Source organism: Rhizobium sp. N731 (genome assembly GCF_001664145.1).
GTDB lineage: Bacteria > Pseudomonadota > Alphaproteobacteria > Rhizobiales > Rhizobiaceae > Rhizobium > Rhizobium esperanzae.
Window position 1 is genome coordinate 2,292,255 of sequence record NZ_CP013601.1, and the last position, 20,063, is coordinate 2,312,317.

General features: G+C 62.2%; 23 protein-coding genes and 2 riboswitches. Of the genes, 10 read left to right on the forward strand and 13 right to left on the reverse strand.

The window, feature by feature from the left end:
• Positions 1-54 precede the first annotated feature (54 nt).
• The 4 genes from AMK02_RS11290 (at position 55) to sugE (ending at position 2,602) form a co-directional block, all read left to right on the forward strand.
• Positions 55-1,182: an S-(hydroxymethyl)glutathione dehydrogenase/class III alcohol dehydrogenase gene (locus AMK02_RS11290; protein WP_064802775.1), complete on the forward strand. Its 1,128-nt coding sequence runs from the start codon at positions 55-57 to the stop codon at positions 1,180-1,182.
• Positions 1,182-1,655, forward strand: coding sequence for a GNAT family N-acetyltransferase (locus tag AMK02_RS11295; protein WP_064802777.1), 474 nt, complete (start codon positions 1,182-1,184; stop codon positions 1,653-1,655). The genes AMK02_RS11290 and AMK02_RS11295 overlap by 1 nt, the downstream gene beginning before the upstream one ends.
• 10 nt (positions 1,656-1,665) lie before the next feature.
• The gene (locus AMK02_RS11300) at positions 1,666-2,133 is read left to right on the forward strand and encodes a YaiI/YqxD family protein (protein WP_064802779.1); all 468 of its coding nucleotides are present in this window, start codon (positions 1,666-1,668) and stop codon (positions 2,131-2,133) included.
• A 154-nt stretch (positions 2,134-2,287) separates the two neighbouring features.
• Positions 2,288-2,602 carry a quaternary ammonium compound efflux SMR transporter SugE gene (gene sugE / locus AMK02_RS11305; protein ID WP_064802781.1) on the forward strand — a complete coding sequence of 105 codons (315 nt, stop codon included), beginning with the start codon at positions 2,288-2,290 and terminating at the stop codon, positions 2,600-2,602.
• A gap of 41 nt (positions 2,603-2,643) precedes the next feature.
• On the opposite strand, the gene AMK02_RS11310 is transcribed toward sugE, so the two are convergent.
• The 7 genes from AMK02_RS11310 to crcB all read right to left on the reverse strand — a co-directional run bounded on the left by AMK02_RS11310 (position 2,644) and on the right by crcB (position 8,158).
• The gene (locus tag AMK02_RS11310) at positions 2,644-3,036 is read right to left on the reverse strand and encodes a DoxX family protein (protein WP_064802783.1); all 393 of its coding nucleotides are present in this window, start codon (positions 3,034-3,036) and stop codon (positions 2,644-2,646) included.
• Positions 3,037-3,154: 118 nt separating this feature from the next.
• Positions 3,155-4,687 (reverse strand): acyl-CoA carboxylase subunit beta, encoded by a 1,533-nt coding sequence (locus AMK02_RS11315; protein WP_064802785.1) that lies wholly within the window; start codon positions 4,685-4,687, stop codon positions 3,155-3,157.
• 36 nt (positions 4,688-4,723) lie between these two features.
• Positions 4,724-5,182, reverse strand: coding sequence for a hypothetical protein (locus AMK02_RS11320; protein WP_064802787.1), 459 nt, complete (start codon positions 5,180-5,182; stop codon positions 4,724-4,726).
• Positions 5,183-5,249: 67 nt separating this feature from the next.
• A complete protein-coding gene (locus AMK02_RS11325; protein WP_064802789.1) occupies positions 5,250-6,035 on the reverse strand; it encodes an ATP12 family chaperone protein in 786 nt (261 codons plus the stop codon).
• 9 nt (positions 6,036-6,044) lie between these two features.
• Positions 6,045-6,698: an HAD-IA family hydrolase gene (locus AMK02_RS11330; protein ID WP_064802791.1), complete on the reverse strand. Its 654-nt coding sequence runs from the start codon at positions 6,696-6,698 to the stop codon at positions 6,045-6,047.
• Entirely contained in the window at positions 6,695-7,693 is a 999-nt protein-coding gene (locus AMK02_RS11335) for an RluA family pseudouridine synthase (protein WP_064802793.1), read from the reverse strand. The genes AMK02_RS11330 and AMK02_RS11335 overlap by 4 nt, the downstream gene beginning before the upstream one ends.
• Before the next feature lie 87 nt (positions 7,694-7,780).
• Positions 7,781-8,158, reverse strand: coding sequence for a fluoride efflux transporter CrcB (gene crcB, locus AMK02_RS11340; protein ID WP_064802795.1), 378 nt, complete (start codon positions 8,156-8,158; stop codon positions 7,781-7,783).
• Positions 8,159-8,278: 120 nt separating this feature from the next.
• Between crcB and AMK02_RS11345 the strand changes: the two genes are divergently transcribed.
• Positions 8,279-8,545 carry a hypothetical protein gene (locus AMK02_RS11345; RefSeq protein ID WP_064802797.1) on the forward strand — a complete coding sequence of 89 codons (267 nt, stop codon included), beginning with the start codon at positions 8,279-8,281 and terminating at the stop codon, positions 8,543-8,545.
• A 62-nt stretch (positions 8,546-8,607) separates the two neighbouring features.
• Here the strand turns inward: AMK02_RS11345 and AMK02_RS11350 are convergent, their stop codons facing one another.
• Both AMK02_RS11350 and AMK02_RS11355 read right to left on the reverse strand, forming a co-directional pair.
• Positions 8,608-9,627, reverse strand: a complete 1,020-nt coding sequence (locus AMK02_RS11350; RefSeq protein WP_064802799.1) for a copper chaperone PCu(A)C — start codon at positions 9,625-9,627, stop codon at positions 8,608-8,610.
• A gap of 73 nt (positions 9,628-9,700) precedes the next feature.
• Positions 9,701-10,081, reverse strand: coding sequence for a hypothetical protein (locus AMK02_RS11355; RefSeq protein ID WP_064802801.1), 381 nt, complete (start codon positions 10,079-10,081; stop codon positions 9,701-9,703).
• A gap of 158 nt (positions 10,082-10,239) precedes the next feature.
• Positions 10,240-10,332, forward strand: a riboswitch (glycine riboswitch).
• Positions 10,333-10,413, forward strand: a riboswitch (glycine riboswitch).
• Positions 10,414-10,488: 75 nt separating this feature from the next.
• Between AMK02_RS11355 and gcvT the strand changes: the two genes are divergently transcribed.
• From gcvT to AMK02_RS11380, 5 genes are all read left to right on the forward strand, one after another.
• Positions 10,489-11,625, forward strand: a complete 1,137-nt coding sequence (gene gcvT, locus AMK02_RS11360) for a glycine cleavage system aminomethyltransferase GcvT (RefSeq protein ID WP_064802803.1) — start codon at positions 10,489-10,491, stop codon at positions 11,623-11,625.
• Positions 11,626-11,652: 27 nt separating this feature from the next.
• The gene (gene gcvH / locus AMK02_RS11365; protein WP_064802805.1) at positions 11,653-12,015 is read left to right on the forward strand and encodes a glycine cleavage system protein GcvH; all 363 of its coding nucleotides are present in this window, start codon (positions 11,653-11,655) and stop codon (positions 12,013-12,015) included.
• Positions 12,015-14,879, forward strand: coding sequence for an aminomethyl-transferring glycine dehydrogenase (gene gcvP, locus AMK02_RS11370; protein ID WP_064802806.1), 2,865 nt, complete (start codon positions 12,015-12,017; stop codon positions 14,877-14,879). Before gcvH ends, gcvP begins: the two co-directional genes overlap by 1 nt.
• Before the next feature lie 208 nt (positions 14,880-15,087).
• Positions 15,088-16,128 carry a glycoside hydrolase family 25 protein gene (locus AMK02_RS11375; protein WP_064802808.1) on the forward strand — a complete coding sequence of 347 codons (1,041 nt, stop codon included), beginning with the start codon at positions 15,088-15,090 and terminating at the stop codon, positions 16,126-16,128.
• 151 nt (positions 16,129-16,279) lie between these two features.
• Positions 16,280-16,585 carry a flagellar basal body rod protein FlgC gene (locus tag AMK02_RS11380; protein WP_064802810.1) on the forward strand — a complete coding sequence of 102 codons (306 nt, stop codon included), beginning with the start codon at positions 16,280-16,282 and terminating at the stop codon, positions 16,583-16,585.
• A 56-nt stretch (positions 16,586-16,641) separates the two neighbouring features.
• Here AMK02_RS11380 and sufA read toward each other — a convergent pair whose 3' ends face one another.
• The 4 genes from sufA to sufD form a co-directional block, all read right to left on the reverse strand.
• Positions 16,642-17,034, reverse strand: coding sequence for a Fe-S cluster assembly scaffold SufA (gene sufA, locus AMK02_RS11385; RefSeq protein ID WP_064802812.1), 393 nt, complete (start codon positions 17,032-17,034; stop codon positions 16,642-16,644).
• Between the two features lie 88 nt (positions 17,035-17,122).
• Complete coding sequence (locus tag AMK02_RS11390) at positions 17,123-17,503, reverse strand: SUF system Fe-S cluster assembly protein (protein WP_064802814.1); 381 nt, start codon at positions 17,501-17,503, stop codon at positions 17,123-17,125.
• A gap of 12 nt (positions 17,504-17,515) precedes the next feature.
• Positions 17,516-18,757, reverse strand: a complete 1,242-nt coding sequence (locus AMK02_RS11395; protein ID WP_064802817.1) for a cysteine desulfurase — start codon at positions 18,755-18,757, stop codon at positions 17,516-17,518.
• Positions 18,758-18,770: 13 nt separating this feature from the next.
• A complete protein-coding gene (gene sufD, locus AMK02_RS11400; RefSeq protein ID WP_064802819.1) occupies positions 18,771-20,045 on the reverse strand; it encodes a Fe-S cluster assembly protein SufD in 1,275 nt (424 codons plus the stop codon).
• Between the last annotated feature and the right edge of the window lie 18 nt (positions 20,046-20,063).

Below are 20,063 nucleotides of genomic sequence, written 5' to 3' on the forward strand. Positions count from 1 at the left end.
AAGCTTGCCCGGATACAGGCAATCAGAAACAGAGAAAATCAGGGAGATCTAAAGATGGACGTTCGCGCCGCCGTAGCCGTTCAGGCCGGAAAACCGCTTGAAGTGATGACCGTGCAGCTGGAGGGGCCGAAGGCCGGCGAAGTGCTGGTGGAGGTCAAGGCGACCGGCATCTGCCACACCGACGATTTCACCCTGTCGGGAGCAGATCCGGAAGGCCTGTTCCCGGCGATCCTCGGCCATGAGGGCGCCGGCATCGTCGTCGATGTCGGCCCGGGTGTGACCTCGGTCAAGAAGGGCGACCACGTCATTCCGCTTTATACGCCGGAATGCCGCGAATGCTATTCCTGCACGTCGCGCAAGACCAATCTCTGCACCGCCATCCGCGCCACCCAGGGTCAGGGCGTGATGCCGGACGGCACCTCACGCTTCTCGATCGGCAAGGACAAGATCCATCACTATATGGGCTGCTCGACCTTCGCCAATTACACGGTGCTGCCGGAGATCGCGCTGGCCAAGGTCAATCCCGACGCCCCCTTCGACAAGGTCTGCTATATCGGCTGCGGCGTCACCACGGGCATCGGCGCGGTGATCAACACCGCCAAGGTCGAGATCGGTTCGACGGCGATCGTCTTCGGGCTCGGCGGCATCGGCCTGAACGTGCTGCAGGGCCTGCGGCTTGCCGGCGCCGATATGATCATCGGCGTCGATATCAACCCGGATCGCAAGGCCTGGGGCGAGAAGTTCGGCATGACGCATTTCGTCAACCCGAAGGAGGTCGGCGACGACATCGTGCCCTATCTGGTCAACATGACCAAGCGTAATGGCGACCTGATCGGCGGCGCCGACTACACCTTCGACTGCACCGGCAACACCAAGGTGATGCGCCAGGCGCTGGAAGCATCGCATCGCGGCTGGGGCAAATCGGTCATCATCGGCGTTGCCGGCGCCGGCCAGGAGATCTCCACCCGGCCGTTCCAGCTGGTGACCGGCCGCAACTGGATGGGCACCGCCTTCGGCGGCGCGCGCGGCCGCACCGATGTTCCGAAGATCGTCGACTGGTACATGCAGGGCAAGATCCAGATCGACCCGATGATCACCCACACGATGCCGCTCGAAGACATCAACAAGGGCTTCGACCTGATGCACAAGGGCGAAAGCATCCGCGGCGTGGTGGTCTACTGATGGCGGCAGCCAACTACCAAGTCGATCTCAGGCATTTCGATGAGCTCCCCGCGCGGGAGCTCTACGATCTCCTTCGAATGCGCGTCGATGTCTTCGTCGTCGAGCAGAACTGTCCCTATCCGGAACTCGACGGCAAGGACATCGATGCCCTGCATCTCAGACTGTTGGAGGGCGGTGACCTCCTGGCGGCGGTGCGGATCCTGAAACCGCATGAGCCGCAGGACCCGTCAAAGATCGGCCGCGTCGTCGTCTCGCCTGCCCATCGCGGCAAACGTCTGGGCGATGCATTGATGCGCGAATCAACCGCCGCCTGTGAGCGGCTTTATCCGGCAAATCCGATCGCCTTGTCGGCGCAGGCCCATCTGCGCCGCTTCTACGAATCCTTCGGTTTTGTCGGGACGTCGCAGGAATATCTGGAAGACGGCATTCCCCATATCGATATGGTCAGACAGCCGGCCAGTCAGCCGGTATGAGGACACCGCCATGATCTATGTCGACGCCGATGCCTGCCCGGTAAAGCCGGAAGTTCTGAAGGTTGCCGAACGCCACGGCCTCGAGGTCACCTTCGTCGCCAATTCCGGCCTGCGCCCGTCCCGCGATCCGATGGTCCACAACGTCATCGTTTCCAACGCCTTCGATGCCGCCGACAACTGGATCGCCGAGCGCGCCGGCACGGGCGACGTCGTCGTTACTGCCGACGTGCCGCTCGCCGTGCGCTGCGTCGCGACTGGCGCCTTCGTCAGTGGTCCGACCGGACGTGTCTTCGACGAGACCAATATCGGCATGGCGAGCGCCATGCGCGATCTCGGTGCGCATTTGCGGGAAACCGGGGAAAGCAAAGGTTATAATGCCGCCTTCAGCCCGAAGGACCGCTCGCGTTTTCTCGAGACGTTCGATCGCCTCTGTCGCCGCGCCAAGAACCTTTCCGGTGAGGCCGGTGGCAGGTCATAGGGCCGGCAAGAAACGGGTGGCATGGCCGCCATGCCGATTCTTATCTTGAAGCCGGCCGCTTCCTCACGCATATAGGTTCCATCGCAGACGACTGCGGCATCCCAAGGATGCAACCGTCGCGGGGACGGCCTCGCTCTTGAATACGGAGAGGCGTATGGCCTGGTTTCTGCTTTTTCTCGCTGGTCTTTTCGAATGTGGCTGGGCGATCGGCCTTAAATACACCGAGGGTTTCACGCGGCCGCTGCCGACGACGCTGACCGTCATTTCCATGGTGGTGAGCGTCGTGCTGCTCGGCTTGGCAGTGAAGCACCTGCCGATCGGCACCGCCTATGCGGTCTGGACCGGCATCGGCACGGTCGGCACCGTGCTCCTCGGTATCTGGCTGCTCGGCGATCAGGCAAGCGTCTCCCGCCTTGCCTGCATCATGCTGATCGTCGGCGGCATCGCCGGTCTCAAGCTGACAGCCTGAAATAAGCTTGAGGGGCGTCGTCGACGCCCCTCAGCAATCGCTCAAGCTGCCTTGCGGTTGTCGACGGAGAAAGCGCCGGCACCCGAGAAGAACAGGTAGAGGAAGACGAAGCAGAACAGAATTGCCGCGTCGCCCTGGTTGAGGGCCGGGAAGAAGCTTTTCGGCGCATGCGCCATGAAATAGGCGACCGCCATTTCGCCGGCCAGCAGGAAGGCCACGGGCCGCGTCAGCAGGCCAATGAGAATAAGGAGCCCGCCGACAAGCTCCAGAAGAGCCGCGAAAAGCATCAGCGGCGGCAGCGAGCCCGCCATCTGTTCAGCCGGGAAGGCGAAAAGCTTCATGGTGCCGTGCTCGATAAACAGCAGCGCGGTGATGATTCTGAGAGCGGCCAGCCCATAGGGGCGATAGGCGGAAAGACGCTCGAAAGTTGACATTAAACCTCTCCATTAAAGAAATTGCAGCCGAGCGTTAGCCCGTCCCCGGCCCTGATTGAACACACGGATCGCTGACGGCCGTTCACTTTTTCGACAGCAGGCAACACGCGGCCAAATGTCAGAGCGGGATGTTGTCGTGTTTCTTCCAGGGATTGGCGAGATCCTTGTTGCGCAACATCTTCAGTCCGCGCGCCAGCCGCCGCCGGGTCGAATGCGGCATGATCACCTCGTCGATATAACCGCGCTCTGCAGCGACGAAGGGAGAGAGGAACCTGTCCTCGTACATTTTCGTATGGGCGGCGATCTTCTCCGGATCGGCAATATCCTTGCGGAAGATGATCTCGACCGCGCCCTTGGCGCCCATCACCGCGATCTGCGCCGTCGGCCAGGCATAGTTCAGGTCGCCCCGCAGATGTTTTGACGCCATAACGTCATAGGCGCCACCAAAGGCTTTCCTGGTGATGACGGTGAGCTTCGGCACCGTCGCCTCGGCATAGGCGAAGAGCAGCTTGGCGCCATGCTTGATCAGGCCGCCATATTCCTGCGCCGTGCCCGGCAGAAATCCCGGCACGTCGACGAAGGTGACGATCGGAATGTTGAAGCAGTCGCAGAAGCGCACGAAGCGCGCCGCTTTGCGCGAGGCGTCGCTGTCGAGCACGCCGGCCAGCACCATCGGCTGGTTGGCGACGAAACCGACGGTGGAGCCTTCGACGCGGCCGAAGCCGCAGACGATGTTTTTGGCAAAGCTCTCCTGGATTTCGAAGAAATCCCCCTCGTCCGCCACCTTCCGGATGAGTTCCTTGATATCGTAGGGCTTGTTGGCGCTCGCCGGCACCAGGGTGTCGAGCGACGCATCGGTCTCGGTCACCGACTGGTAACATTCGATCTCCGGCACCGGCGAAGTGTTCGAAAGCGGCAGGAAATCGATCAGCCGGCGCACCTGCAACAGCGTATCGACATCATTCTCATAGGCGCCGTCGGCAATCGACGAGCGCACCGTATGCACCACGGCGCCGCCGAGCTCTTCAGCCGTCACTGTCTCGTTGGTCACAGTTTTCACCACGTCGGGGCCGGTGACGAACATGTAGGAGGTATCGCGCACCATGAAAATGAAATCGGTCATGGCAGGCGAATAGACGTCACCACCGGCACAGGGACCCATGATCACCGAGATCTGCGGGATGACGCCGGAGGCCAGCACGTTGCGCTGGAAGACTTCGGCGTAGCCACCGAGGGCCGCCACACCTTCCTGGATTCGGGCGCCGCCGGCATCGTAGATGCCGACGATCGGCGCGCGATTCTTCAGCGCCATGTCCTGCACCTTCATGATCTTCTCCGCATGCGCTTCCGAAAGCGAGCCACCGAAGACGGTGAAGTCCTTGGCGAAGACGAAGACCGTGCGGCCGTTGACCGTGCCCCAGCCGGTGACGACGCCGTCGCCGGCGATACGGCTCTTATCCATGCCGAAATCGGTGGAGCGGTGCTCCACGAACATGTCGAACTCTTCGAAGGAGCCCTCGTCGAGAAAGAGGTCGATGCGCTCGCGCGCCGTTAGCTTGCCGCGCTTGTGCTGAGCATCGATGCGCTCCTTCCCGCCGCCGAGGCGGGCGATGCCACGGCGGCGTTCCAGTTCTTCGAGAATTTCCTTCATGCGATCTCTCCTCGCCGCTCTCGCGGTCGATATGCGCTAGCGGCTGCGTCCGCTAAGTGAGAAAACCGAGCGAATCCGTGCAGCGACGTCCTCGGCCATGATGTCGTCGGCAAGTTTCGGATCGGCGGCGATACTGGTTACGTCGAAGGCGCTGACGGCAATCACCGAGCCATCCTCGACCGAAGCCGCGTCGACGCTGATTTTGGCGACGTTGCGGTCCTTTTGGAAACCGAGTCCCTTTTGAATCGAAACCACGCGGATTGTCAGCACCACCCGCGGCAGCACGGTGTCGCGCATCGTTGCATTGATCGCGGCATTGACGCGGTCGTTGATCCCGGCAAGCAGCTCGGCCGGGATGTTCGGGCCGGAGAGAACGACGGCGCTGCGCACATCATAGAGCGGCGCCTTCGGCTTGTTGGCCGAGAGGCTGCCGCAGGCCGTCAGCGCAATACAGACGAGCACGGTCCGGCAAAAACACGACCTCAGCCAATCCATCGCAAAATCCCGCACCACCCCGTTGGAGTCGCAGATTTCGCCATAATGTCTGAGAAGGCAATATGTTTCAGGCGCTTAGGGCGAAAAAAACATCCGCTGCCGCCTTGAACTCGGCAAAGCGCTTGGCTCTTCGCTCCTCGGCTTCTTCGTCGCGCCCCCAATGCTCGATCGTCCAGTCTTCGTCGAGATGAGCAAGCGACCACGCCTCCTCCACCGTCACCCGGCCCTCGGCCAAGGCAACCGCCAGGATCGCCGAGCCGGTCAGCGTCGTGACCGTATGGAGGGCGGCGAGCGCCATCGGACTCTGATGCCGCGCCAGCGTCACGGCAAAGGCCGCGGTCGCCTCACGCGGCTGTTCGTGATGCATCACCCCCTCGACGAGAATGAAACGGGCGCCGAGATCGCTGGCCGCCCAGTCGATGATCGGGTCCCAACGTTGCCTCTGGCGCTCGACCAGCAGCTCCGGCCCGTCGGCGCGGTAGCAGATGAGGTCGCTCGAGGAAAAGCGGAGAATATCTTCGAAGATCGCCTGCGTATTGGTTGCCACGCCGTCGAGCGCAGTGTTGACCAGCCGGGTCACCGGCATGGTGGTCGGATCGATTTCCTCGCCCTGCTCCCGCCATTCGGCGGCGACAAGCCGTGCGAGCGCCTCTGTGGGAACGGCAAGAACCTGCCGTGCCGGCGTGCGCACCGACTTGCCGTCGAGCGTGATCGCGAAACTGCCCCCGTCCTCGGCGACCGCCACGTCGGTGTAGAAACGCTTCGGCAGCGGCTTCTTCATCTGGATCTGGGCCCGGCGGATGGGATCGGGATGGCTCAGGCCCTCGGAAAGATCGTTCAGCAGATCGCGCATGGGCTCACCTCAGGAAAAATGGCGCAATATCTCGTTCGGATGGTAGGCGATCGCATCGGCGCCGTTGGCGATCAACTCATCCACACTGGCATAGCCCCAGGCAACACCGATCGCCTTGGCGCCGGCAGCCTTTGCCATCTGCATATCGTAAACCGCGTCGCCAATGACAATGGTATCGGCGGCATTCGTCCCGGTTTCGTCGCAACATTCCGTCACCATGGCCGGATGCGGCTTGGAGGGGCAGTCGTCGGCGGTGCGCGCAACGACAAAATGCTTGTCGAAGCCGTGCGTCTCCATCACCAGCTTCAGCCCGCGCCGGGATTTGCCGGTCACCGCCCCGATCAACAGATCCTCGCGGCCGCTGATCGCGTCGATCATCTCGCGGATGCCGGCAAACAGCGGCTCTCTGTGGTCGAGATCCTGACGTACGATCGTAAACAGCGATTTATAATGCGCCGTCATGTCGATGTCTTCCTGCTCGACATGCGGCCTGCCCTGCATGCGCGCGATAGCGATATCCAGCGACAGGCCGATAATGGCCTTGGTGTCGTCAAATCGAGGCTCCGCCTTGCCGAACTTCGAGAAAGTGCGGCGCATGGTTTCGTGGATGAGCCCGGCACTGTCGACCAACGTGCCGTCGCAATCAAAGAGCGCAAGTTTCATGCTTCATCGTCCAGGATAGGGGCCGAATTTTCATCGAAGCCGAGCAGGTTCCAGCTCTGCACCATATGCGGCGGCAAAGGCGCGGTGACGCGCAACCGGCCGCCCGAGGGATGCGGAATGTCGATATGGCGGGCGTGTAGATGCAGCCGCTTCTGGATACCGCCGGGAAAATCCCAGTTCGGATCGTCGTCGAAATACTTGGGATCGCCGATGATCGGATGGCCGATGTGCAAGGCATGGACACGAAGCTGGTGGGTGCGCCCCGTATAGGGCTCCATCTCCAGCCAGGCGAGACGTTGCGCCGCCGTCTCGACGATGCGGTAGTAGGACACCGCATGATCGGCGCCCTCTTCGCCATGCTTGGCGATGCGCATGCGGTCGCCATCGGCGGTCGGCTCCTTGACGAGCCAGGTCGAAATCTTGTCCTCACGCTTGCGCGGCACGCCCTTGACCAGTGACCAGTAGGTTTTCTTGGTATCGCGCTCGCGAAAGGCCGCCGTCAGTTTCTGGGCGGCGCCGCGGGTGCGGGCGATGACGAGAACGCCTGACGTGTCGCGATCGAGGCGGTGGACGAGCCGCGGCTTCTCACCCTTGGGGCTGATCCAGGCTTCGAGCATCTGGTCGATATGCCTGGCGACGCCCGAGCCGCCCTGCACCGCAAGCCCGGGCGGCTTGTTGAGAACGATCACCTTTTCGTCCTCATGCAACACCATGCGCGACAGGAGTTCGAAATCGCTGGAATGCTTGAGATCCTTGCCGGCGATCGGACCGGATTTCAGCTTTGCATCGACATCGAGCGGCGGCACGCGCACCATCTGGCCGGCCTGCACGCGCGCATCCGATTTGACACGGCCGCCGTCGACACGCACTTGGCCGGAGCGCAGAAGCTTCTGCAGCGGACCGAAGCCGAGCCCGGGAAAATGCACCTTGAACCAGCGATCGAGCCGCATGCCCGCCTCGTCGAGTTCAACCTTGATATGTTCTATGCCAGCCATGGATAGTCTTTCGGAAGTTGCAGCGCGGGCCAAGCCGGCGTTCTTGCCGCAGCCTTAGAGCATTTTCATGCAAAACGGAAACCGGAATCAGACCAAAGCGCGCATGATGGCGAGGCCCGTGAACACTGCCGCCATCGAAAGGCCGACGCTGGCTGCTATGTAGATGCCGCCGGCGACCGCCTCGCCGCGTTCGAAGAGCGAGATGGCGTCGAGTGAGAAAGCCGAGAAGGTGGTGAAGCCGCCGAGAAAACCGGTGATCAGCAGCAGGCGCAGTTCCATCGATGCGTTGAACTTCCGCGCGACCAGTTCGGCAAAGACACCGATGACGAAACATCCGACGACATTGACGGCGAGAGTCCCCCAGGGAAAGGCCGGCCCCATGAGCCTCAGCGCCCATTGGCCGACAAAATATCTGAGGACGGAACCGATGGCGCCGCCGACGGCGACGAGGAGAGCCTGGATCATGGGCGGGATATCCGAGTTTGAGAGCGCATCCGAACGTGACGGACTGAAATTCTTTTAATTCAGTAAAATGCCAGCGACTTTCTTATGCCGGCGCCAAGATCCTGTCGATACTGTGCCGGCATGACCCAGCTCCTGTCCATTTCGGCAAGCACCGCCGCCATTGCCCTGGAAACGCTGAGAATACCGCAGCGCGTCGCCACGAGCACCGCCGCCCGCGACTCCCGCCGTCTCGCCGACCGGCAGTTGAAGGCCGAAGGCACCGAAGGAATCGACGATCCCTCCAGCATCATCCAGTCGACCGAAGTGGCGCTCGATCTGATGGAGAAGGGCAATCGCCAGCCGCAGGCCGGCCTCAAGCAGGCGCTGCAGTCCTACGAAGACGTCTGAGGAAACCGCCTTTCCAGCGAAAAGCCCGCGCCGCGGGCTTTTCTGTCTTAACCGGCCTGTACTCACTTGCCTTGCGGCGAAAGTACCTGCAACACCAAGTCAATCTTGCCGGCTTTCTCGAAGCTCAGCGTCACCGGCACCGTATCGCCCTGCTTGAACGGGGTCTTCACCTTCTGGAACATCAGATGCAGGTTGCCGGGCTCGAGCTTTAGGGTCTCGCCCGCGGCAATGGCGACGCCATCCTTCAGCTGGCGCATCCGCATGACATTGTCCTTCGTCGCCATCTCGTGAATCTGAACCTCGCCGGCCACCGGGGAAGACACCGATACCAGGCGATCATCCGTCTTGCCGTTGTTCTTCACCGTGAAAAAGCCGCCGCCGACCGGCTGGCCGGGCAGCATCGCCTTGGCGAAGGCGCCGGAGATTTCAAGGTCGCCGGCCTTGACCGTTTCTCCGGCCTGCGCCCCAGCCGCCATGGCGGACATGTCCATGCCGGCTTTGCCGGTCGTGTCCATGCCGGGCATGCTCATCCCAGCCATGTCGTCATGGTCGTGGCCATGATCTTCGCCGGCAACCACTTTCAGCAGCGGCGCCGGACTTTTCAGCTCATGCGCATCGCCGCCGGCCGTTGCTACCTGATCCCAGGCCGTGACCGCATCGCCGCACAGCTGCGTCACCGGAAAGGCGAGCGAGCTGCCGGCTTCGACGCCCGAAACCTTCCCCTGGATGACGAAGGTATCGTAGAAATCATCAGAAAGATTGCCGTTCTTCCAGCGGATCTCGATGGCGCCTGCCTTCACCTTGTCGCCATGATTGTCGTAGGTCTTCTGGTAGTCGCCCTTGATCACTTCGAGCTCCCAGCCAGCCTTTGGCTGCGGTTTGGCGAAGACGAAACCTTCCGGCAGTTTCACCCGCACTTCCGTGGTCGCCTTGCCATCGCAGCCATGCGGCACCTGCAGCGTGGCGAGAATCGTGGTGTCCAGCGGCACCTCGCGGTCGAGGAAGCTGACATGCGCCTGGGCGCCGGCGAAGGCGGTTGCGGAAAGAAGCGCGGCAAGCGCGAAAGTCTTGATTGTTTTCATCGGATATCTCCTCGCCGGCCGCGATCTTCTTTTGGGCGAACCGGCATTCTGCGTCTTAGGTTGCGGAGGCAGATCAGATGAGGGAAGGAGGCGCACGCGAATTTGCCCGGCTGACGGCGCTGACGCCGGCAACGGCTGCGGCCTCGATCGGGGCATTGACGAGTGAGGCGAGCTTGCGCTCGAGCCACGAACACGCATCCGGTGTCGGCAGAATCACCGAGGCAGACAGCCGGCAGGCTTCGCAATTCGGCTTGAAACCGACAGTCTTGCCTTCGGCCTCCTTCACGGTGACGCAGAGCGAGGCAAAGGTGCCATCCGGCAGCATGTAGGCCGCGGCATCATAACCATCGGAAGCGATAGCCTGCGGCGCTTGATGGGCGAATCCGAGCAAAAGCAGGCCCAAGGCGCAAAGCATGCGCAGGAAGAGCGTCGCTTTCAGTCCTGTCCGCCGCATGAGATCCCCTTCAACAGCATGTCGCGATAGCCGTTTTCCCAGCCGAATGCAAAAGCAGATTTGCCGCAGATCGCGCCCTCCCCTGACTATGGCGACAAAAATTTGTCAGGTCACGACATTTGGCCTTGCCAAGCGCTGCGCCCGCCGGATAATTGCGGCCAACCCTGTTGGGAGAATCCGGTGCTTGTGCCACCGGTGCCGAAGGAGCAACCGCCCCGGAAACTCTCAGGCCAAAGGACCAGCAAGGGGGCAGACGGAACTCTGGAGAGAAGCGTTCTCGAAACGCTCGCCGAAGGGATAACAATCTCAGGCAAAGGGACAGAGGGGGCTCAGGAGAGAAGCGCGCAGCCGCGCCTTCAGATTTGAGCCCGCGCCTTAGCAAAAGGCGCAAACCCCGGAGGCGTCGTTTGGACGATACTGCTGCCCTGAAGAAAACCCCGCTGCATGCCCTGCATCTTTCGCTCGGCGCCCGCATGGTGCCGTTTGCGGGTTACGACATGCCGGTGCAATATCCGGCGGGCGTCATGAAAGAACATCTTCATACCCGCGCCGAGGCTGGCCTCTTCGACGTCTCCCACATGGGCCAGGTCATCGTGAAGGCGAAGTCGGGCAGCTACGAGGATGCGGCGCTGGCGCTCGAAAGCCTGGTGCCTGTCGATATTCTCGGGCTCCCGCAGGGCCGCCAGCGCTACGGCTTCTTCACCGACGATACCGGCGGCATTCTCGACGATCTGATGATCACCCATCTCGATGACCACCTTTTCGTCGTCGTCAACGCGTCCTGCAAGGAGGCCGATCTCGCCCATCTGCAGGCCCATATCGCCGACCAGTGCGACATCACCCTTTTGAACCGCGCGCTGATCGCGCTGCAGGGACCGCGTGCGGTCGAGGTTCTCGCCGAACTCTGGGCCGACGTCGCGGCGATGAAATTCATGGATGTGCGCCACTGCCGCCTGCATGACGTTTCCTGCCTTGTCTCGCGCTCCGGCTATAGCGGCGAGGACGGCTTCGAAATCTCGGTCCCGGCTGACAAGGCCGAAGATGTCGCCATGCGGTTGCTTGAACATCCGGACGTCCAGGCGATCGGCCTCGGCGCCCGTGACTCCCTGCGACTGGAATCCGGCCTCTGCCTTTATGGCAACGACATCGACACCACCACCTCGCCGGTCGAGGCAGCGCTCGAATGGGCGATGCAGAAGGCGCGGCGGGCCGGCGGCGCACGCGCCGGCGGCTTTCCGGGCTCCGGCCGCATCCTCTCCGAACTCGAAAACGGCGCCGCCCGCCGGCGGGTCGGCCTGAAGCCGGAGGGCAAGGCGCCGGTGCGCGGCCATGCCAAGCTTTACGCCGATGCCGAGGGCAAGACCGAAATCGGCGAAGTCACCTCGGGCGGCTTCGGCCCCACCGTCGAAGGTCCCGTCGCCATGGGCTATCTGCCGGTCTCGCATGCGGCGGCAGGCACCCAGGTCTATGCCGAAGTGCGCGGCAAGTTCCTGCCCGTCGTTGTCTCCGCCCTGCCCTTCGTTACACCGACCTACAAACGCTGAAACCCTGTTTTCCGAAAGGATTTTTCCATGCTGAAATTTACCGCTGAACATGAATGGCTCGAACTCGACGGCGATGTCGCAACCGTCGGCATCACCACCTACGCCGTCGAACAGCTCGGCGATCTCGTCTTCGTCGAACTGCCCGAAGTCGGCAAGAGCTTTGCGAAGAACGACGATGCGGCAACCGTCGAATCCGTCAAGGCAGCCTCAGAGGTCTATTGTCCGCTCGACGGCGAGATCACCGCGGTCAACGAAGCGATCGTTGCCGATCCCTCGCTCATCAACTCCGATCCTCAAGGCGCCGGCTGGTTCTTCAAGCTCAAGCTCAAGAACCCCGCCGATGCCGACGGCCTGCTCGACGAGGCCGCCTACAAGGAGCTCACCGCGTAATGACGACGCCGACCGAATTCCAGTTCACCGACTATCAGCCCTACGATTTCGCCAATCGCCGTCACATCGGCCCCTCGCCGGCCGAAATGACCGACATGCTGAAGGTGATCGGCTATAGCAGCCTCGACGGCTTGATCGACGCGACGCTGCCGTCCGCGATCCGTCAGAAGGCGCCGCTCGTCTGGGGCGCGCCGATGACCGAGCGTGAGGCGCTCGACAAGCTGCGCGAGACGGCCAACAAGAACAAGGTGCTGGTTTCGCTGATCGGCCAGGGTTACTACGGCACGATCACGCCGCCTGTCATTCAGCGCAACATCCTGGAAAACCCCGCCTGGTACACGGCCTATACACCTTACCAGCCGGAGATCAGCCAGGGCCGCCTGGAAGCGCTCTTGAACTACCAGACGATGGTCTGCGATTTGACCGGCCTCGATGTCGCCAACGCCTCGCTGCTCGACGAGGCGACCGCTGCCGCCGAAGGCATGGCGATGGCCGAGCGCGTCTCCAAGTCGAAGGCCAAGGCCTTCTTCGTCGATGCCGACTGCCATCCGCAGACCATTGCCCTCATTCGCACTCGCGCCGAACCGCTCGGTTGGCAGGTCATCGTCGGCAATCCCTTCACCGATCTCGATCCCGTCGATGTCTTCGGCGCGATCTTCCAGTATCCCGGCACGCACGGTCACGTGCATGACTTCACCGGCCTGATCTCCCGCCTGCACCAGACCGGCGCAATCGCCGTGGTCGCAGCCGACATTCTGGCGCTGACGCTGCTGAAATCACCCGGCGAAATGGGCGCCGATATCGCCATCGGCTCCTCGCAGCGCTTCGGCGTTCCCGTCGGTTACGGCGGTCCGCATGCCGCCTATATGGCGGTCAAGGACGCCATCAAGCGTTCCATGCCCGGCCGCCTCGTGGGTGTGTCCGTCGATGCCCGCGGCAATCGCGCCTACCGCTTGTCGCTGCAGACCCGCGAACAGCATATCCGCCGCGAAAAGGCGACATCGAACATCTGCACCGCCCAGGTGCTGCTCGCCGTCATGGCCTCGATGTACGCCGTCTTCCACGGTCCGAAGGGCATCAAGGCGATTGCCCAGCAGGTGCACCAGAAAGCCGTGCTGATGGCCAAGGGCCTGGAAAAGCTCGGCTACAAGGTGGAGCCCGAAAGCTTCTTCGACACGATCACCGTCGATGTCGGCCATATGCAGGGCCTGATCCTGCGCGCCGCCGTCGCCGAGGGCGTCAATCTGCGCAAGGTCGGCGAAACCGGAATCGGCATCAGCCTCGACGAGCGCACGCGCCCCGCGACACTCGAAGCCGTCTGGCGCGCCTTCGGCGGCAATTTCAAGATCGCCGATTTCGAGCCGTCCTACCGCCTGCCGAAGGGCCTGCTCAGGACCAGCGAGTATCTCACTCATCCGATCTTCCACATGAACCGGGCCGAAAGCGAAATGACGCGCTACATCCGCCGGCTGTCCGATCGCGACCTCGCGCTCGACCGTGCGATGATCCCGCTCGGCTCCTGCACGATGAAGCTCAATGCCACGGCGGAAATGCTGCCGATCACCTGGCCGGAATTTTCCGATATCCATCCCTTCGTGCCGGCAGACCAGGCGCTCGGCTACCGCGAGATGCTTGATGATCTCACCGAAAAACTCTGCGCCGTCACCGGCTACGACGCCTTCTCGATGCAGCCTAATTCCGGCGCGCAAGGCGAATATGCCGGCCTGCTGACGATCCGCAACTACCACATCGCCAATGGCGAAGGCCATCGCGACGTCTGCCTGATCCCGACTTCGGCGCACGGCACCAACCCTGCCTCGGCGCAGATGGCCGGCATGAAGGTTGTCGTCGTCAAGGTGCGCGAAAACGGCGACATCGACATGGAGGATTTCCGCGCCAAAGCCGAGGAGCACGCGGCCAATCTCTCCTGCTGCATGATCACCTATCCCTCGACGCACGGCGTGTTCGAAGAGACGGTCAAGCAAATCTGCGAACTGGTGCATCAGCACGGCGGCCAGGTCTATCTCGACGGCGCCAACATGAACGCCATGGTCGGCCTGTCCCGCCCCGGTGACATCGGCTCCGACGTTTCCCACCTCAACCTGCACAAGACCTTCTGCATCCCGCATGGCGGCGGCGGCCCTGGCATGGGCCCGATCGGCGTCAAGGCGCATCTGGCGCCGCACCTGCCGGGCCACCCGGAGACCGACGGCCGGCCGGGTGCCGTTTCGGCGGCAGCCTTCGGCTCGGCGTCGATCCTGCCGATCTCCTGGAGCTACTGTCTGATGATGGGTGGCGAAGGTCTGACCCAGGCGACCAAGGTGGCGATCCTCAACGCCAACTATATCGCCGCCCGGCTGAAGGGCGCTTATGACGTGCTCTACAAATCGAAAACCGGCCGCGTCGCGCATGAATGCATCATCGACACCCGCCCGCTGGTCGACAGTTCAGGTGTCACCGTCGACGACGTCGCCAAACGGCTGATCGACTGCGGCTTCCATGCGCCGACAATGAGTTGGCCGGTCGCCGGCACGCTGATGATTGAGCCGACGGAAAGCGAGACCAAGGCCGAGCTCGACCGCTTCTGCGAGGCGATGCTGGCGATCCGCGAGGAAGCCCGTGCCATCGAGGACGGCCGCATGGACAAGGCCAACAACCCGCTGAAGAACGCCCCGCACACGGTGGAAGACCTTGTCGGCGAATGGGATCGGCCTTACAGCCGGGAACAGGCCTGCTTCCCGCCCGGCGCTTTCCGCGTCGACAAATACTGGTCCCCGGTCAACCGCGTCGACAATGTCTACGGTGACCGCAACCTGATCTGCACCTGCCCGCCGGTGGAAAGCTACGCGGAGGCTGCGGAATAACAGCAATTGTACAGGCCCTCCCGCGCCGTTCGGGAGGGCTGACACGCCGCCTTGCGCAGGTTGCAACCGGCGCAATGAACCAATGTACCTTTCGCGGCATTGGATTCAAATTTAACCTTTCTTAGCAAGTCTCTGTTAGCAATTCAAAATGGGCAGTTTTCCTTACCGAAAACGTCACCGTCGATCTTGGTCTTGCGTGCAGGTTCTTATGCGTTCATCGGCTGTATCAGCAATTCTCCTCGCCGCCGTGATCCTGTCGGGATGCTCCACGAGCTCTGGCGCCGAAGACGTGCTCACCCCTGTACCGTCCAAGGAAACCACAAACGCCATCGCGAAGCCGAGCGGTCCGATACCGTCCGCCGCCGTTGGCGAAGCTGCCCCACAGGCAAGCCCGCCGCAGGAAGCATTGAGCTGGACGGGACCGGTTCCGGAGCCCCAGGCGCTCGTGCCCGCAGACAGGCCGGTCGGCATGCCGATGCCGACGGAACGGCCGGTGGCGATGCTCATGCCCGCTGACCCGGCGATCGATCCGGATGCCGGCCCGAAATCACCGACGCGCTCGCGAATTTACGGCCACCGCTTCCGCGATGCCAAACCGATCAACTTCGGCAGGACTTCGCCGAGAAAGCTTGCCGTGCATGGCGTCGACGTCTCGCGCTGGCAGGGCGAGATCGACTGGGAAACTTTGCGCCAGCAGGGGGCCAACTTCGTCTACATCAAGGCAACGGATGGCGGCGATCACCTCGATCCGATGTTCAAGAAGAACTGGCGCCGCGCCAGGGAAGCCGGCCTGAAACACGGCGCCTATCACTTCTTCTACTGGTGCCGGACGGCCGGCGAACAGGCCGACTGGTTCATCCGCAACGTTCCAAAGGAAGCCAACGCGCTTCCGCCGGTCATCGACGTCGAATGGAACGGCGAATCGAGCTGCAAGCGGCGCATTTCCCCGGCCCGCGTCCGGGAAAAGATGCAGGTCTTCATGGACAAGCTGGAGCGTCATTACGGCCAGCGCCCGATCATCTACACGGCACCGGACTTCTACCGCGACAATTTGAAGGGCCAGATGCTCGACTATCCCTTCTGGCTGCGCTCGGTCGCGGCTCACCCGTCCAAGGTCTATCCCGGCAGGAAGTGGCTCTTCTGGCAATATTCCGGCTCGGGCCTTTCCGATGGCGTCGACGGCAAGATTGACCTCAATGTGTTCAACGGCAGTGAAAGCGATTGGCACGACTGGGTGGCATCGCGATAGCAAAGGCCGCCTCCAGATCCCGCTCTGTGCCAATTCGGAGCAGATGCAGCGGCAGGACTTGCTCGTCTGCAGGTCTTTGCTAACGCAACGGCTTCAGCATTCCCTAAGCCTTGCATGTACAAGAATTTCATCCAGTCCTGGGGAAACAGCGATGAGCATATCGGGTATTACGAGCACGGCGCTTTCGGGAATGCGGGCACAGACCGCACGGGTCGGCGCGATTGCCAGCAATATCGCAAACAGCAGCACGTCAGGTTATGCCAAGCTGAGCACCAGCTTCACCTCCGTCGAACCAAGCGGCGTCCAGGCGAGCGTCGATCCGACGGATTCGGACGTCGATCCCGCCACAGAACTGACCTACCTGATCGAAGCCGAGCAGAGCTATAAGGCAAACGCCGTGGTCTTCGAGACCGGCGCTGATATGTGGGAAATGCTGATGAGCATCAAGCGCGACTGAGCGCCCGTATTTCACCGGGAGCTAGCCGGCTGAGAATTCTCGCCAGCCTGAACGGCTTAGGAATGCGCCGGCTCGTTTTGGCGCTGTGCAGCAAGGGCAGCGAGATCGGCGGGTTTCAGTTCGACGGATTCACCGCAGCCGCAGGCCGATGTCTGGTTGGGGTTGGTGAAGGTGAAGCCGGAGCGCAGCGTCGTCTGCTCGAAACCCATTTCGGTGCCGAGCAGGTAAAGTACGGCTGAGGGTTCGACCCAGACCTTGGCGCCGTCGCGCTCGATCAGATCGTCCTTGGCATTCGGCTCGGTCACCAGGTCGATGGTATATTCCATCCCGGCGCAGCCGCCCTTCTTGATGCCGACACGAACCCCTTTCGCTTCCGGCCCGGAATTTTCGACGATCGCCTTGACGCGGGCGGCAGCCCCGTCCGTCATGCTCATCACTGCAAAGCCCATCGGCTTCATCTCCTTCCACAACCGGGGTCAAGATCCGGTGCTTCGTGAATCAAATGTAGTCGCCCGAGGTAAACGGATCAATACCGGCTCAGTACCAGCCGACGGCGACCTGCGCCTCCTCGGACATGCGGTCCGGCGTCCATGGCGGATCGAAGGTCATTTCGACCTCGACGCCCGACACACCTTCGACGGCGCCAACGGCATTCTCCACCCAGCCCGGCATCTCGCCGGCAACCGGGCAGCCGGGCGCGGTCAGCGTCATCATGATCTTCACCATCCTGTTGTCCTCGATATCGATCTTGTAGACCAGGCCGAGTTCGAAGATGTCGGCAGGGATTTCCGGGTCGTAGACGGTCTTCAGCGCGGCGATGACGTCATCGCTGAGCCGCGCCAGTTCATCGGCCGGGATGCTGGAATGCACGATGCCTTCGCGCACGTCGATCTTCTGTTCGCTTTCGTCCAGGCTCATCACGGACACTCCTCAGGCAAAGAACTTGCGCGCATAATCAAGCGCATCAGCCAGCGCATCGACCTCGGCGCGGGTATTGTACATGCCGAACGATGCACGGCATGTGGAGGTGACGCCGAAGCGTTTCAAGAGCGGCATGGCGCAATGCGTGCCGGCCCGCACGGCAATTCCCTGCCGGTCGATCACCATCGAGACGTCATGGGCGTGGAGGCCGGCAAGCTCGAAGGAAAAAATGCTCCCCTTGCCGGGCGCCGTCCCGAACATCCGCAGCGAATTGACCGACCGGAGGCGCTCGGCTGCGTAAGCTGCAAGATCGGCCTCATGCCGGGCGATCGCCTCGCGGCCGATCTTCTCCATATAGTCGAGCGCATAACCGAGCCCGATCGCCTGCACGATCGGCGGCGTGCCGGCTTCGAAGCGATGCGGCGGATCGTTATAGGTGACCGCGTCCTCGGCGACCTCGAAGATCATCTCGCCGCCGCCCTGGAATGGGCGCATCTGGGCAAGCCGTTCCTTCTTGCCGTAGAGCACGCCGATGCCCGACGGGCCGTAGAGCTTGTGGCCGGTCATGACGTACCAGTCGCAATCGATATCCTGCACGTCGACCGGCAGATGCACGGCGCCCTGGCTGCCGTCGATCAAGACCGGAATGCCGCGCTCATGGGCGATGCGGCAGACCTCCTTAACCGGAACGATCGTGCCGAGCGCATTCGACATATGGGTGATGGCGACGAGTTTGGTGCGCTCCGTCAGGCTCTTCTCGAAATCCTCGATATGGAAGGCGCCTTCGTCGTCTACCGGCACCCAGACCAGCTTGGCGCCCTGACGCTCGCGGATGAAGTGCCAGGGCACGATGTTGGAATGGTGCTCCATGATTGTCAGGACGATCTCGTCGCCTTCGCCGATCTTCGGCATGCCCCAGCCATAGGCGACAGTATTGATCGCTTCCGTCGAATTTTTCGTGAAGACGATGTCGTTGACCGAAGGGGCATTGAGGAAGCGCCGCACCTTCTCGCGCGCCCCCTCATAGGCATCGGTCGCGGCATTGGAGAGATAATGCAGGCCGCGATGCACATTGGCGTATTCATGGGCGTAGGCATGCGAGATCGCGTCGATCACCGACTGCGGCTTCTGGGCCGAGGCGCCGTTGTCGAGATAGACCAGCGGCTTGCCGTGCACCTTGTCCGCCAGGATCGGAAAATCCCGGCGGATGGTTTCGACGTCGTATTGCGTGGCCGGCACTATCTTGTCCATGGCATTTATCCGATCAGGCGTGCTTTTCGAGCCAGGCCGAAATCACGCTTTCCAGCGCCTCGACCAGGGCTTCGTCTTCCAGTTCCTCGACGATCTCGGCGACGAAGGCGTTGACGAGCATTGCCCGCGCCTTGTTCTCCGGAATGCCGCGCGCCATCATGTAATAGAGATGATTGGCGTCGATATCGGTGACCGTGGCGCCGTGGCCGCATTGCACGTCGTCGGCAAAGATCTCGAGCTCCGGCTTGACCGAAAACTCGGCGTCGTCGGACATCAGCAGCGTGTTGCAAGCCATCTTGGCGTCGGTCTTCTGCGCATCGGGCGCGACCCGGATCATGCCCTGGAAGATACCCTTGGCGCGGTCGAAGACGACGTTGCGAATCACTTCGGTCGAACCGGTATGCGGGACGTCGTGGCCGAGCACCATCGTCACATCGGTATGGCTTTCGACCCCGAGCAGGTTGATGCCGCGCAGCGTCAGATCGGCACCCTCACCCGTCACCTTGATATTCAGTTCCTGGCGCACCAGCTTTCCGCCGGCGTTGATGACGAACAGGCGAAGCTTGGCGTTAGCGCCAAGATCGACGCGGATCTGACCGAGATGCGTGTCGTCGGCGCCCTGCTGCTGCAGGATGATCCAGGTCAACTCCGTGCCCTCGCCGATGGTGATGTCACTGACGTGGGACACGAAGGCGGCATCGCCCGTCACCGCACGGTGACGCTCGATGACAGTTCCCTTGACGCCGGCGCCGAAGGAAACCGGAAGACGCGTATGCGTCTGCCCGCCGGCATGGATGAACTGGATTTCCAGCGGATTTTCAAGTTCGGTTTCATCAGGCACGTCGACCACATAGCCGTCGCGCACGAAGCTGCCGTTGATCCGACCGACCGCATCGTCGCTGCCCAACGCATCGAGCCTTTCGACGGCGGAACCGTCGATCAGCCGTTCGGAATAGGCCGAAAGGCCAAGACCATCGACGGCCGCCTTCTGATTGGCATGGCCCTGAATGACCGCCAGCACCGAGGAACCGGCAACGACCGGCTCAAGCGCGTTGGAGCCCGCATCACCCAATTGCGCCGGTACGGCGCGCAGCAGATTTTTGAAGTCAGTGTAATGCCAGGCTTCGATGCGGCGCGTCGGCAGTCCGGCCTTCTTCAAATCATCGAGAAGCCGGTCACGCAGCGCCGTCACCGCACCATTGCCCGGCAGGTCGCCGATCTGCTGATTGAAGGCCTCGATCAGCGCCGTTTCGGCCGCGGTCAGGCGGCTCGTCGTCTGCATGTTCATGGACGTCGTCCTTTCCAC

Coding starts and splice junctions, on each gene's coding strand:
- AMK02_RS11290 (WP_064802775.1), top strand. CDS start 55: ATGGACGTTCGCGCCGCCGTAGCCGTTCAGGCCGGAAAACCGCTTGAA.
- AMK02_RS11295 (WP_064802777.1), top strand. CDS start 1,182: ATGGCGGCAGCCAACTACCAAGTCGATCTCAGGCATTTCGATGAGCTC.
- AMK02_RS11300 (WP_064802779.1), top strand. CDS start 1,666: ATGATCTATGTCGACGCCGATGCCTGCCCGGTAAAGCCGGAAGTTCTG.
- sugE (WP_064802781.1), top strand. CDS start 2,288: ATGGCCTGGTTTCTGCTTTTTCTCGCTGGTCTTTTCGAATGTGGCTGG.
- AMK02_RS11310 (WP_064802783.1), bottom strand. CDS start 3,036: ATGTCAACTTTCGAGCGTCTTTCCGCCTATCGCCCCTATGGGCTGGCC.
- AMK02_RS11315 (WP_064802785.1), bottom strand. CDS start 4,687: ATGAAGGAAATTCTCGAAGAACTGGAACGCCGCCGTGGCATCGCCCGC.
- AMK02_RS11320 (WP_064802787.1), bottom strand. CDS start 5,182: ATGGATTGGCTGAGGTCGTGTTTTTGCCGGACCGTGCTCGTCTGTATT.
- AMK02_RS11325 (WP_064802789.1), bottom strand. CDS start 6,035: ATGCGCGATCTGCTGAACGATCTTTCCGAGGGCCTGAGCCATCCCGAT.
- AMK02_RS11330 (WP_064802791.1), bottom strand. CDS start 6,698: ATGAAACTTGCGCTCTTTGATTGCGACGGCACGTTGGTCGACAGTGCC.
- AMK02_RS11335 (WP_064802793.1), bottom strand. CDS start 7,693: ATGGCTGGCATAGAACATATCAAGGTTGAACTCGACGAGGCGGGCATG.
- crcB (WP_064802795.1), bottom strand. CDS start 8,158: ATGATCCAGGCTCTCCTCGTCGCCGTCGGCGGCGCCATCGGTTCCGTC.
- AMK02_RS11345 (WP_064802797.1), top strand. CDS start 8,279: ATGACCCAGCTCCTGTCCATTTCGGCAAGCACCGCCGCCATTGCCCTG.
- AMK02_RS11350 (WP_064802799.1), bottom strand. CDS start 9,627: ATGAAAACAATCAAGACTTTCGCGCTTGCCGCGCTTCTTTCCGCAACC.
- AMK02_RS11355 (WP_064802801.1), bottom strand. CDS start 10,081: ATGCGGCGGACAGGACTGAAAGCGACGCTCTTCCTGCGCATGCTTTGC.
- gcvH (WP_064802805.1), top strand. CDS start 11,653: ATGCTGAAATTTACCGCTGAACATGAATGGCTCGAACTCGACGGCGAT.
- gcvP (WP_064802806.1), top strand. CDS start 12,015: ATGACGACGCCGACCGAATTCCAGTTCACCGACTATCAGCCCTACGAT.
- AMK02_RS11375 (WP_064802808.1), top strand. CDS start 15,088: ATGCGTTCATCGGCTGTATCAGCAATTCTCCTCGCCGCCGTGATCCTG.
- AMK02_RS11380 (WP_064802810.1), top strand. CDS start 16,280: ATGAGCATATCGGGTATTACGAGCACGGCGCTTTCGGGAATGCGGGCA.
- sufA (WP_064802812.1), bottom strand. CDS start 17,034: ATGGGCTTTGCAGTGATGAGCATGACGGACGGGGCTGCCGCCCGCGTC.
- AMK02_RS11390 (WP_064802814.1), bottom strand. CDS start 17,503: ATGAGCCTGGACGAAAGCGAACAGAAGATCGACGTGCGCGAAGGCATC.
- AMK02_RS11395 (WP_064802817.1), bottom strand. CDS start 18,757: ATGGACAAGATAGTGCCGGCCACGCAATACGACGTCGAAACCATCCGC.
- sufD (WP_064802819.1), bottom strand. CDS start 20,045: ATGAACATGCAGACGACGAGCCGCCTGACCGCGGCCGAAACGGCGCTG.